Below are 12,209 nucleotides of genomic sequence, written 5' to 3'. Positions count from 1 at the left end.
CGCTCCGTCAGGGGCGCGGCCGTCGACGGGCAGGCGTCATGCGGGCGGCACGATCCGTCCCGTGACCTCGCCGAGGCCGACCCGCGTGCCGTCCGGGCCCGGTGCCCAGGCCGTCATCGTCACCGTGTCGCCGTCCTCCAGGAACGTCCGCTTGCCGTCCGGGAGGTCCAGCGGGTCGCGGCCGTTCCAGGTCAGTTCCAGGAGCGAGCCGCGCTGTCCGGGCTCGGCGCCGCTGACCGTGCCGGAGCCGTACAGATCACCGGTGCGCAGCGACGCGCCGTTCACCGTCATCTGGGCCAGCATCTGGGCCGCCGTCCAGTACATGGTGGCGAACGGCGGCTCGGCGACCGGCTGTCCGTTGATCGCGACGGAGATCCGCAGGTCGAGGCCACCGGCCTCCTCCTCGCCCGCGTCCTCCAGATAGGGGAGCAGCGGGAAGTCGCGGGCCGGGGGTGCGATCCGGGCCGCCTCCAGGGCTTCGAGCGGGGTCACCCATGCGGATACGGACGTGGCGAAGGACTTGCCGAGGAACGGGCCCAGCGGGACGTACTCCCAGGCCTGGATGTCCCGTGCCGACCAGTCGTTGAGCAGCGAGAGCCCGAAGACATGGTCGCGGAAGTCGCCGAGCGGGACCGGACGGCCCTGCTCGGAGCCCACTCCGACGACGAAGCCGACCTCGGCCTCGATGTCGAGCTTGATGGAAGGGCCGAAGACGGGGGCCGCGTCGGCGGGCGCCTTGCGCTGGCCGGACGGGCGCACCACATCAGTGCCGGAGACGACGACGGTGCCGGACCTGCCGTGGTAGCCGATCGGGAGGTGCTTCCAGTTGGGCGTCAGCGCGTCACCGTTCGGCCGGAAGATCTTTCCGACGTTGGTGGCGTGGTTCTCGCTCGCGTAGAAGTCGACGTAGTCCGCGACCTCGTACGGCAGATGGAGCGTCACGGAATCGACCGGGTGCAGCAGCGGTTCGATGTCCGCGCGGTGTGCCGGGACCGTCACCCATGCGGTCAGCGCCCGTCGGACGTCCCGCCAGGCGGTGCGGCCGGCGGCCAGCAGCGCGGTCAGGTCCGGCTGGGCGAGAAGCTGTGCGTAGGGCGATCCGAGTGCGTGTGCCGCCGCGCCGGCGTCCAGTACGTGGCTGCCGATGCGGACGCCGACCCGGCGGTCCTCGAGGTGGTCGGGGGTGGAGAACACACCGTACGGAAGGTTGTGCGGACCGAAGGGGTCGCCCTCGGCCAGATCGAGCGGGCTGCTCTGCTCGGGCATGTGTTGCTGCCTCGCTTTCCAGGTCGCTTGGGGGACACGTTACGTCGGTGTTGCTACCCCGCGGGAGTGTCCCAACTGCTCCTGATGCCCGGAAAGTTCCGCCGTGCCCCCTGCTGTCGGGGGCACGGCGGTGGATTCACCCGGCCGTGCGCGGGATCCGCTTCTCCCAGGTCCGGTGGAAGACGACCTCGCCGCCGTCCTTGCACAGCACCTCGTCGGACGTGATGAAGTCGGTGTCGTCCGCGCTGATTTCGGACCGGGTCTCGATCCGTACGTCCCACGCCATCTCCGGCCGGTGCAGCCGGATCGACCAGTCGGAGCGGGTGCGTGCGGAGAGCGGGTCGTTCTCCTGGATCGTGTACGTCTCCACGGCGTCCTCGGTGAATTCCAGGCCGTCCGGGTAGACGCGGGTGCCGCCGTAGCGCGGGTCGACCTCCAGCCGCCATTCGCCCTTGGCGACATCGCGGACCACCAGGCGCTCGGGGCGCTGTTCGTCGAGCGTCACCGGGTGGACGACGCCGAGCGGCTCCGACTGCTCCGGCTCCTCGAACCGGATCGCGGGGTCCTCGGTGTGCCGGCGCACCGGCAGTTCGACGAAGCTGCCGTCGGCGTCCAGGGTGAAGCCGACCGACCCGGCCTGCGGCCAGATCCACGGCCAGTACGAGGAGGAGACCGCGAGCCTGATCCGGTGGCCGGGCGGGAAGGTGTGCCCGATGCCGTTCAGATCGAAGGTCACGTCCTCGGTCCCACCCACCGGCCAGTCGTCCGCACGGTCGCGGCCGTGCCGTGCGGAGAGGTTGAGCGCGCCGCGGGTCACCAGGGTGGAGGAGCCGTCCGGCGCGACGTTGCAGAGCCGGGCGATCGCCTGGCCCCGCGGCACGTCCATCCGGATGCGCAGCTTCACCCGGGGGCGGCCCAGGATCTCGATCGGGGCGTCCTCGACCGGGAACTCGAAGCAGACCGACTTGGCGTCCTCGTCGCGCTGGTCGGGCGGCAGGTCGGCGTCGTTGCCGAACGGGAAGAAGCGCCCGGCGTCCAGACCGGTCTGCTGGGGCGAGTCGACGATCTGCGGACCGCCCTGGAGGGCGTACGCGACCGGCGCGATGTTCTCCGAGGGCCAGCCGGTCTCACCGACCCAGCGGCCGGGCAGCGTCTCGTACACCGTGGCGGGCCGGTGGGACTCGCTGATCCAGGACCGCAGCAGGGGCTCGGCCATGATGCCGGTGTCCTTGTCCTTCAGGTGCTGGTCCCACCAGCGCAGCGTCTCCTGGAGGAAGCCGATCGCCGGACCGGGCGGCAGACCCCGGTCGGGGTACTGGTGCGACCAGGGGCCGATCAGCCCGCGGACCTTGTCCGGGCGGAGGTGTTCGACGAGCCGCAGGACGGTGTCGCGGTACGGGTCGTGCCAGCCGCCCACCGCGAGGACGTTCGCTGTGATCGCGGAGTAGTCCTCGCAGACGCTGCCGTGCTTCCAGTAGTCGTCGCGGGTCTGGTGCGCCAGCCAGGTGTGGATGAATGGTTCGACCGCTTCCAGCCGATTCAGCCACATGTCCTTCCAGCCCTCGCCGACCTGTGCCGGATCCGGCGGCCGGGCGACGAAGGCCAGCATGGTGGCCGCCCAGGCGTGCATGTCGACGGCGAGGACCGAGCCGCCCATGTAGTGGACGTCGTTGTCGTAGCGGTCGTCGGTCGAGCAGACGGTGACGACGGCCTTCAGCGGCTCGGGGGCCAGCGCCGCGATCTGGAGCGAGTTGAAGCCGCCCCAGGAGATGCCGAACATGCCGACCCGGCCGGAGCACCATTCCTGCTCGGCCAGCCAGTGGATGACCGCGACCCCGTCGGCCAGCTCCGTCGCGTCGTACTCGTCGCCCGGCATCCCCTCGCTGTTGCCGTGTCCGCGTACGTCCACCCGGACGGAGGCGTAGCCGTGGCCCGCGTACCAGGGGTGGCGCTGCCAGTCGCGTGGCGCCGTCCAGTCGCTCAGCCGGTACGGCAGATATTCGAGGAGCGCGGGGACGGGCTCGTCGGTGAGGGGCCGCCAGATCCGGGCGTAGAGCCGGGTGCCGTCCGGCAGCGGAATGTAGACGTCCTCACGGGTGGTGTCATACGGATACGTGGTGCGGATGTGCATGGCGGTACCTCAGTGGACGGGGTGCATGGTGCGCTTGAGCCAGGGTGCGGCGGCGATGACGGCCACACCGGCCACCACCGCGATTGCGCCATTGACACCGAAGTAGGCGGGGTTGGAGACCTCGCCGTACAGCTTCACGACCTGGGCCTGGATGCCGTTGGCGAGGGCCAGCGAGAGGAACCAGAGCGCCATGGTCTGGCTGGCGAACGCCTTGGGCGCGAGCTTCGTGGTCGCGGACATGCCGGAGGTCTCCAGCAGGATGTCGCCGAGGCCGAGCAGCAGATATGAGCCGACGATCCACCAGGCGGCCATCTTGTAGGTGTCGCCGGAGTGCCCGGAGGTCGGCAGCACCATCAGCAGGAACGACAGTCCGCCGAGGATCACCCCGATCGCGATCTTGTTGGAGGCGTGCGGCTGACGCGGGCCCATCCGGGCCCAGACGGCGGCGACCACCGGGGCGAGCGCGACCTCGAAGGCGCCGAGCGCGGAGGCGTACCAGCTCGCCGGGAAGTGGAAGCCGAGGATCTCGGTACGGGCGTTGGTCGACGCGAGCAGAATCATCGTCGAGTACGCCTGGAAGAGGATGAAGTTGAAGACGACGGAGGCCAGGAACAGCACCACGTACGGGCGCAGCCTGCCGCGTTCCTCGCTGGTGACCCGCGGGCTGCGGAACATCACCACGAAGTACACGACCGGTGCGATCACCGAGATGAGGGTGAGCAGGTCGACGAAACGGTTCATGGTCAGCCACCCCGCAAGGGCCAGCGCGGTGGCGACGGCGGCGACCACGACGGCACCGGCCACGATCAGCCGGACGGCGCGGCGCATCGGCTCCGGAGCCAGTGCGAATTCGGCGCTGTGCTTTCGCCCGGCCAGGTGACGTCGGCCCAGTACGTACTGGATCAGACCGAGCGTCATACCGAAGGCGGCCGCGGAGAAGCCCCAGTGCCAGCTCGCATGGTCCCCGAGCCAGCCGGTGACCAGCGGGCCGAGGAACGCCCCGATGTTGATGCCCATGTAGTAGAGCGCGAAGCCGGCGTCGCGGCGCTCGTCGTCGGTGCGGTAGAGCTTGCCGACCATGGTCGCCACATTGGGCTTGAGCAGACCGGTTCCGGCGCTGATCAGACCGAGGCCGGTCCACGTCATGGCGTCGGTGGGCACCGCCATGGCGTAATGCCCGCACGCGATGAGAATTCCGCCGTACAGGACGGCGCGGTACGAGCCGAGGATCCGGTCGGCCAGCCAGCCGCCGGCCACGGAGACCAGGTAGACCAGGGTGCCGTAGGCGGCAGAGACGGACGCCGCGGTGCCCACATCCATGCCCATGCCGCCGCGGGCGACGGTGTCGGCGAAGTAGAGGACCAGGATCGCCTGCATGCCGAGGAACGAGAACCGTTCCCAGACCTCCAGGCCGGAGAGGGTCATCAGACCCCGTGGCTGGCCGAAAAAGGCATGGTCGTCGCTGGGTGGCGGCTGAGTCGGTTCAGTGTCGGTTGCCGTGAGGGACAAAGGGAGAACTCCTGATCGTATGAGCTGATCCCGAACATACCGGCGGTGGCGGGAAGGCGCCCACGGTGATCGAAAGGGGACCGGATACGCTGACTTGAGTGATGACAGCGACAGATCGACATTCCGTGTGATCGTCAGCAGACAGGAGATCCCCTCGTGACCGTCGTCGGGCCGTTCGGACTGAGCGTGCGGGACCACGCTCTTGAGGCCGATGTCCAGGCCGGTTTGGCTGCTGTCGAGTCGGGGCTGCTCGATGCCACCAAGAGCGGCGTGCCCTTCATCACGGAGGCCGCGCAGCATCTCGTACGCGCCGGGGGCAAGCGATTCCGGCCGCTGCTGGCCATACTGGCCGCCCAGTTCGGCGACCCCGACGCGCCGGGCGTCGTGCCCGCCGCCGTTGTCGTCGAGCTGACCCATCTCGCGACGCTCTACCACGACGACGTGATGGACGAGGCGGACGTACGCCGCGGCGTCGACAGCGCCAACACCCGCTGGGGCAACTCGGTGGCCGTCCTGACCGGCGACTTCCTCTTCGCCCGCGCCTCGCACATACTGGCCGACCTCGGTCCGGAGGCCGTACGCATCCAGGCGGAGGCGTTCGAGCGGCTGGTCACCGGCCAGATCCTGGAGACCGCGGGCCCGGGCGAGGGGCGCGACCCGGTCGAGCACTACCTCGAAGTGATGCGCGGCAAGACCGGCTCGCTGGTCGCGGTGGCCTGCCGGTTCGGCGCGATGACGGCCGGCGCGGACGAGACGGCCGTCGACATCCTCACCCAGTACGGGGAGCGGCTCGGCGTCGCCTTCCAGCTCGCCGACGACGTGCTCGACATCGCCTCCGACTCCCACGAGTCCGGCAAGACCCCCGGCACCGACCTGCGCGAAGGCATCCCGACGCTCCCCGTGCTCCATCTGCGGGCCCGGGCCGCGGCCGACGGAAAGCCGGACGACCTGGAACTCGTCGAGCTGCTCGACGGCGACCTGAGCGACGACGCCCGGCACGCCGAGGCGCTGCGCAGGCTGCGCGCGCACCCAGCGCTGGAGCAGGCCCGACGGGACGCCATCCGGTACGCGCAGGAGGCGCGTGCGACGCTGGCGCCGCTGCCCGGGGGCTACGCGAAGGCCGCGCTGGAGGAGCTGTGCGACGCGGTGGTGCACCGGGCGGGCTGAGCCCGTCCCCGCCCTCGGTGCGCCGCTTTCGCGGTGGTCCGGTGGTCGGGTGAGCTCCGAGGCCGAACGCGTTGTTCACCGGCCCGGGACGCGGTCCGTGGGCGCTTTCGGCCGTACCGGATTCGCGCCGGTGGCGCCTCGCCCGTCCGGGCCGGCGCCCGGCGGGTCCCGCCGGTATGACCCGCCCGGAAGAGGGCGCCCCTGGCGCCGCGTTCCGGGCACGTCCGTACCCCGGCCTCGGCCCGGCGGGACTTCCCGCCGTTGCCCGGGGCATGGCGCACCGGGGGCTGCGGGTTCTGTCGCCCCAGGTGCGCCGAGGGCGTACGCGGTCCTGACCGACGGTCGTCCGCAGATGTCCCGGGCGGCAACTGAGACGGGCCCGCACCCGGGCACTTTCGTTCCCCGGGTGCGGGCCGCTCGTCAGCGCAGGCCGATGGTGACCGGGCCGCCCTGGGCGCTGAGGCCCTTCATCACGGACCACGGCACGCGGAAGACGCGGCCGGGCGCGGCGGGCCAGGGCAGGGTCCGCTCCGAGAGGACCCGCCCGTTCTGGCGGACGATCACGTGCGGGAACCGGATGGACCGGTCCGTCCACAGCAGCAGGCGCCCACGCGGGGGAGCCGGGTCACCTGGGCGCAGCAGCCCCGGTGCCACCCAGCGCAACGGCGCCTCGGCGAGGATGCGCAGGCCCGGGGCAGGCTCGCCGGCCCCGGTCAGCCATGCCTCGACCTGGTCCGCGACGTGCAGGCCGTCAAGGGCTGCGACGTCGGCGGTGTCGACCGGGTGGAGGAGGTTGCCCGCGGCGAAGACGCCGGGGCGGCTGGTCCGCAGGGCGGTGTCGGTCAGCGGGCCGAGGGTTCCCGGGTCCAGGTCGAGCCCGCCGCTGCGGACCAGTTCGTGGTCGGGGATCCAGTCTCCGGTGAAGACCACGGTGTCGCAGGCGACGGTGCGCCGGGCGCGGGTGTCGAGATTCTCGATCTCGACGGCCTCGACCCGGCCCTTGCCGATGATGCGGGTGACCCGGCTGCGGTTGGCGACGGGAACGCGCAGCAGGGCGCGGCCGGCGATGTTGAAAGCTGCGTACGACTCCGTCCTGGGGTACTGGCTGACCATCAGCTCGGTGGCGCAGCCGGCTTCGCGGAGGGTGACGGCGGCGGACCAGCTGACCAGTTCCCCTCCGACGATGACGGCCCGGCTGCCGACCTCGCTGTGGTGGAGGTGGACGGCGTTCTGCAGCTGCCCGGTGGTGTAGACGCCCTGCGGCCGGTCGCCGGGGATGCGCCGGGCCGCGCGGGGCCGTTCGCGTGCGCCGGTGGCGAGCACGACGGCCTTGGCCTCCACACGCAGCCGCCCCTGCGGACCGGTGACCTCCACGGCCCGGTCGCCCGCCCAGTGGGTGACCATGGTCTCGGTGCGGATGGTGGCCCCGGCCGAAGTGGCCTGTTCGACGAGGTGGCGTGCGTACTTCGGGCCGGTCATGACCCGGCGCAGGTCCCGCAGGCCGTATCCGGTGTGGTCGCTGTGGCGGGGGATGCCTCCGGCGTCCTTCTCCCGGTCGAGCACCAGGACCTCGCCGCGGATGCGGGGTGCGAGGGCGGCGGCAGCCGTGAGCCCGGCGGGGCCGCCCCCGATGATCAGGACGTCCGGTGTGAGTGTGGTGGTGGTCATCAGGAGTTCACCTCGGGCCGCGCCGGCGCGGCGGCAGTGCCGCCGCAACCGTTTTCGTTCAGGAGTCGGTTGACAGCCGCGCCGCAGAAGAAGCCCTGGCAGCGGCCGTTCATGGCCCGGGTGCGGCGGCGCAGGCCCTCCAGGTTGCGTGCGGGCAGGGGCGACTGGAAGGCGTCGCGGATCTCACCGGCGGTGACGCGCTCGCAGAAGCAGACGACCTTGCCGTACTCGGGATCGGCGGCGATGCGGTCGGCGTCCTGGTAGGGACGTACGGTCGCCTCGCCGATGTTGGCCATCTGCGGAGGGCCGGGCAGGTCGGTGCGTGCGGTGAGGGCGAGTCCGGCCTTTTCGAGCACCTCGTGGACGTGCTCGGCGATGGCCATGCCGGAGGTCAGCCCGGTCGAGCGGATTCCGCCGACGAGGAGGTACCGCTGCGAGGGGGTGGGCTCGATGAGATAGTCCCCGTGGTTGATGGCGGCCCGCAGCCCCGCGTAGGAAGCGGTCACCTCCTCGGCGAGCAGCCGGGGCATGAGGCGCTCGCCCTTGTCCAGCAGGAAGGCGAATCCGTCCTCGGACGTTCCGGTCGCGGTGCGGTCGGTGAGGTCCTCCGAGGTGGGCCCCAGCATGACGTTGCCGTAGATGGTGGGGGAGATGAGCACCCCCTTGCCCCGGGACGTGGGAACCGGCAGGACGATCTTGTCGACCAGCGGGCGAGCGAGTTTGTCGAAGACGAACAGTTCACCGCGGCGCGGGGTGACGGTGAACCGCTCGTGGCCGAAGAGCCGGTCGATGCGGTCGGCGCCGAGGCCCGCCGCGTTGACCACCCAACGGGCCTGTACGGAGCCGCCCGTGGTGGTCAGCGTGGTGGACCGGGTGTTCACCGACACCGCGGTGACGGCGTGGTTGAGCAGGACCTCGGCGCCGCGCTGCCTCGCGTCGGTGGCCAGGGCCAGGTTCGTGGTCCAGGTGCAGATGATCGACTCGTCGGGGACCGTGAGTCCGCCGAGCGCTCCCTCGCCGAGGGAAGGGATCAGCTCGTAGACCTCGTCGGCGCCGACGATCCGGCACCGGTCGTAACCGTTCTGCTCGGCCTTCTCCTTGAGGCCGGGCAGGGCGGCCAGCTCCTCCGCGTTCCACGCGACGAGGATCGCGCCCGTCTGTTCGACCGGGATGCCGGTCGAGCGGGCGTACTCCGACAGCAGGTGATATCCGCGCTTGACGAGCCTGGACTCCAGCGTGCCCGGCTTTGCGTCGAATCCGGTGTGCAGGATCGCGGTGTTCGCCTTGCTGGTTCCGTCGCCGACGTCGTCGCGAGCCTCGACGAGCGCGACCGACAGCTGATGGCCGGACAGGTCGCGGGCGATTGCCGAGCCGACGATGCCTGCGCCGATGACGACGACGTCGTAGACATGGTCGGGCTCGTGCGGTGTGGTGTCGGTCATCCGAGTTCTCCCTTGCGGGCGGTGGCCTCGGCGGCCGCCGCCCATGTACTGCGGTAGTGCGCGGCCCGGTCGGCCGACCAGACCGGTTCGTAGACGGTGACCGGGTTCCAGTCACCGACGGCTTCCGCCAGGTCCATGCCCGGGGTGAGGGCCAGCCTGGCCAGCGCGGCCGCGCCGAGCGGGGTGGCGTGCGAGGACGGGTAGATGTCGATCGGTACCTGGGCCAGATCGGCCTGGGCCTGCATCAGGGTGCGGCTGCGGGTCAGCCCGCCGTCCGCGCGCAGTCGGCTGAGCGGCGTACCGAGGTCGGACTCGACCAGGCCGCACAGGGCGGCGACCTGGGCGGCGATGCCCTGCAGCACGGCGAGGACCAGGTGCTCCCTGCCGGTGGACAGGGTCATCCCGGTGAACGTGGCGGTGGCGTCGGGACGCCACCACGGTGCCGCGAGGCCCGCCAGGGCCGGTACGCACAGGGTGCCGTCGGACTCCTTCGCCGCTACGGTGTCCAGCTCGCTCGCGGACCCGATGAATCCCAGGTCACGGATCCAGCGGACGGCCGACGCCGCGGTGTACACCTGGCCGTCCACGCAGTAAGGCGTCTGCGCCGCGGTCCGCCAGGCTACCGAGGAGGTGAGCCCGGCCCGTGAACGCAGCGCGGTGTCGCCGGTGTTGGCCAGCAGGAACGCGCCTGTGCCGTAGGTACACTTCGCGGTTCCCCGCTCCAGGCAGCCCTCGGCGAGCAGAGCTGCCTGCTGGTCGACGACCAGGCCGGCGACCGGCACCTCGCGTCCGAACGCACTGGTCGTGCCGATGACCTCGTCGCAGCCCACGATTCGCGGCAGCTTCTCGGAGCCAAGACCGAACAGATCCACCAGCTCAGGGTCCCAGGAGACCTTGTCGAGGTCCATCAGCAGCGATCGGCTCGCGGTCGAGGCATCGGTGACGAACTCGCCGGTCAGCTGGTGCACCAGCCACGTGTCAGTGGTCGTCACCACTCCTTCGGTGGTGACGTGTCGTCGCAGCCAGGCCATCTTCGGCGCCGAGAAGTACGAGTCGAGTACGAGCCCACTGCGCTGAGCCACCCAGGGGGCGTGCTCGGCCAGAGCGGTGCAGATCGACTCCGCCCGGCGGTCCTGCCAGACGATCGCCCGGGACAGCGGGGTGCCGGTGCGCGGGTCCCAGGCCAGTACGGTTTCGCCCTGGTTGGCGAGGGCGACCGCGTCGACGGGCCTGCCTGCGGCGGCGATGGCACGCCGTCCGGCGGTGAGGACCGAGTCGAGCAGTTCTTGCGGGTCCTGCTCGACGCCACCGCCGCCGAGGTAGGCCGGCCGCAGTTCCTCCTCGGCGATGGCGATGGTCTCGCCCCGCTCGTCGACCACGATTGCCTTCGTGCCGGAGGTGCCCTGGTCGATGGCCAGAATGGTGCTCATCGCTTGCTTTCCTTGGCGGTCATGTGCACCGTGCCCGGGGCAGCGGGGTCGGTGACGTCGAGGGTTTCGTCGATGTTGATCATGTCGGGCATCGACATGCCGGACACGCCGCGCCGGACCAGCAGACAGGCGAGGTAGGCGGCCCCGAGGGCGAAGAGGACGAGGACGTAGAGCCAGGGGTCGCGGAACGACTGGTCACGGAAGATGAGGAGTTCGTATCCCAGCCACACGGAGGCGACCACGATGACCGGTATCTCCCAGCGCCCGAGGGAGAAGCCCTGCGTGGGCGGCAGCGACTTCCGCTTGACGATGTACATGAGCACCGTGCCGGCGTAGATGATCGCGGGCAGCAGAGTGGCGGCGGAGAACAGTGAGAACAGGGCGTCGGTCGAGCTGGAGAAGCTGGCGAGGATCAGCTGCGCGATGACGAAGATGAACATCGTGGCATTGAGCGGGGTGCCACGGGACGGGCTGACCTTGCGCAGCGCCTGCCACCCGGGGAAGCGCTCGTCGCGGGACATCGCCCACACCAGCCGGGTGCCGCTCATGGTGATGACCAGACCGCAGGAGAAGATCGAGATCACGACCAGGACCAGGAGCGCCTTGCCGACCGTCGATCCGAGCACGGCGGTGATCACGGTCGCCACGGGGGTGGCGGACGTGGCGAGCTTCGCGGGGTCGTCGATGAGGGCGGTGATGGCTACGAGGAACAGGAATCCGAGGACGCCGAGGGAGAGCACGGCCTGGGCCATGGCCTTGGGGATCACCCGTGCCGGGTCCTTGGTCTCCTCGGCGAGGTTGGCCGCGGACTCGAACCCGACGATGGTGAAGGCGCCCAGGAGGAACGCGAGGGCGAACGGACCCGCCTCGGTGGCGGTGCCCAGGCTGTAGTAGCCGTCGGTCGCGGCCGGCGCGGCGCTGAACAGCGTGGAGAAGTCGAGCTTGCCCGTGAACGCTCCGACGACGAAGAGCAGCACGGTCAACGAGATCATGCCGATGAGCTGCACGGTGACGGCGACCTTGTTGACCTTGTGCGTCAGATGCGTCGAGGCGGCCACGAGAATCGCCTGGAGCAGGATGACCACGGCGGTGATCGCCCAGGCGTTCTGCGTCGTCCCCCGGTACTGGAGAAGCTCCGGCAGGATTGTCGCGGCGACGGTGTAGTCCACCGCGACTACCACGACTCCGAGGAAGGAGAACGAGATCCAGCCCATGACCCAGCCCCAGACCGGGTTCACCAGTCGGGAAACCCACTGGTAGGCGTATCCGTTGATGGGGATACGGGCGGCGAGAGCGCCGAAGACGAGCGCGACCGACAGCTGGCCGATGACGCTGATCGGCCAGGCGAAGATGCCGCGCGGGCCCGAGCTGTTCAGCACGGAGCCGTAGGTCGTGAAGATGCCCGTGGCGATCGAGACGAAGCCGAAGGCCATGGCGAAAGAGGCGTACCGGCTCAACTCCCGGCGCATCTCCTGCTTGTAGCCGGAGCCCGGCGTGGAGGATGGGTCGTCACCTTGTACGACATCGGTGTTTGTCGTGACCATGGCGGTGCTGTCCTTTCAGAAACTACCGCTCGCTACAGAAACTGCCGTTCGT

8 protein-coding genes are annotated in these 12,209 nt (G+C 70.4%); 1 reads left to right on the top strand and 7 read right to left on the bottom strand.

The annotated features are described in order from the left end of the window. Positions 1-36: 36 nt before the first annotated feature. The 3 genes from fahA to OG609_RS16930 all read right to left on the bottom strand — a co-directional run bounded on the left by fahA (position 37) and on the right by OG609_RS16930 (position 4,906). Entirely contained in the window at positions 37-1,266 is a 1,230-nt protein-coding gene (gene fahA, locus OG609_RS16940) for a fumarylacetoacetase (protein WP_327273581.1), read from the bottom strand. Between the two features lie 136 nt (positions 1,267-1,402). Continuing rightward, the gene (locus OG609_RS16935; RefSeq protein WP_327273580.1) at positions 1,403-3,397 is read right to left on the bottom strand and encodes a CocE/NonD family hydrolase; all 1,995 of its coding nucleotides are present in this window, start codon (positions 3,395-3,397) and stop codon (positions 1,403-1,405) included. 9 nt (positions 3,398-3,406) lie between these two features. Beyond that, complete coding sequence (locus OG609_RS16930) at positions 3,407-4,906, bottom strand: peptide MFS transporter (protein WP_327273579.1); 1,500 nt, start codon at positions 4,904-4,906, stop codon at positions 3,407-3,409. A gap of 156 nt (positions 4,907-5,062) precedes the next feature. On the opposite strand from OG609_RS16930, the gene OG609_RS16925 reads away from it, so the two are divergent. Then, positions 5,063-6,073, top strand: coding sequence for a polyprenyl synthetase family protein (locus tag OG609_RS16925; RefSeq protein ID WP_327273578.1), 1,011 nt, complete (start codon positions 5,063-5,065; stop codon positions 6,071-6,073). A gap of 420 nt (positions 6,074-6,493) precedes the next feature. Here the strand turns inward: OG609_RS16925 and OG609_RS16920 are convergent, their stop codons facing one another. From OG609_RS16920 to OG609_RS16905, 4 genes are read right to left on the bottom strand one after another with little or no spacing between them, the layout of a single operon-like run. Then, the gene (locus OG609_RS16920) at positions 6,494-7,741 is read right to left on the bottom strand and encodes an NAD(P)/FAD-dependent oxidoreductase (protein WP_327273577.1); all 1,248 of its coding nucleotides are present in this window, start codon (positions 7,739-7,741) and stop codon (positions 6,494-6,496) included. After that, positions 7,741-9,183 (bottom strand): NAD(P)/FAD-dependent oxidoreductase, encoded by a 1,443-nt coding sequence (locus tag OG609_RS16915; protein ID WP_327273576.1) that lies wholly within the window; start codon positions 9,181-9,183, stop codon positions 7,741-7,743. The genes OG609_RS16920 and OG609_RS16915 overlap by 1 nt, the downstream gene beginning before the upstream one ends. Then, positions 9,180-10,613: an FGGY family carbohydrate kinase gene (locus tag OG609_RS16910; protein WP_327273575.1), complete on the bottom strand. Its 1,434-nt coding sequence runs from the start codon at positions 10,611-10,613 to the stop codon at positions 9,180-9,182. The genes OG609_RS16915 and OG609_RS16910 overlap by 4 nt, the downstream gene beginning before the upstream one ends. Further along, positions 10,610-12,157 (bottom strand): APC family permease, encoded by a 1,548-nt coding sequence (locus tag OG609_RS16905; RefSeq protein WP_327273574.1) that lies wholly within the window; start codon positions 12,155-12,157, stop codon positions 10,610-10,612. Before OG609_RS16905 ends, OG609_RS16910 begins: the two co-directional genes overlap by 4 nt. Positions 12,158-12,209: the final 52 nt, after the last annotated feature.

Source organism: Streptomyces sp. NBC_01224 (assembly GCF_036002945.1).
In the GTDB taxonomy this organism is placed as follows: Bacteria; Actinomycetota; Actinomycetes; order Streptomycetales; family Streptomycetaceae; genus Streptomyces.
This window is presented reverse-complemented; position numbering and strand designations above follow the sequence as displayed.

Excerpts from the sequence above, each read along its gene's own strand:
- fahA (WP_327273581.1), bottom strand. The coding sequence starts at position 1,266 with ATGCCCGAGCAGAGCAGCCCGCTCGATCTGGCCGAGGGCGACCCCTTC.
- OG609_RS16935 (WP_327273580.1), bottom strand. The coding sequence starts at position 3,397 with ATGCACATCCGCACCACGTATCCGTATGACACCACCCGTGAGGACGTC.
- OG609_RS16920 (WP_327273577.1), bottom strand. The coding sequence starts at position 7,741 with ATGACCACCACCACACTCACACCGGACGTCCTGATCATCGGGGGCGGC.
- OG609_RS16915 (WP_327273576.1), bottom strand. The coding sequence starts at position 9,183 with ATGACCGACACCACACCGCACGAGCCCGACCATGTCTACGACGTCGTC.
- OG609_RS16910 (WP_327273575.1), bottom strand. The coding sequence starts at position 10,613 with ATGAGCACCATTCTGGCCATCGACCAGGGCACCTCCGGCACGAAGGCA.
- OG609_RS16905 (WP_327273574.1), bottom strand. The coding sequence starts at position 12,157 with ATGGTCACGACAAACACCGATGTCGTACAAGGTGACGACCCATCCTCC.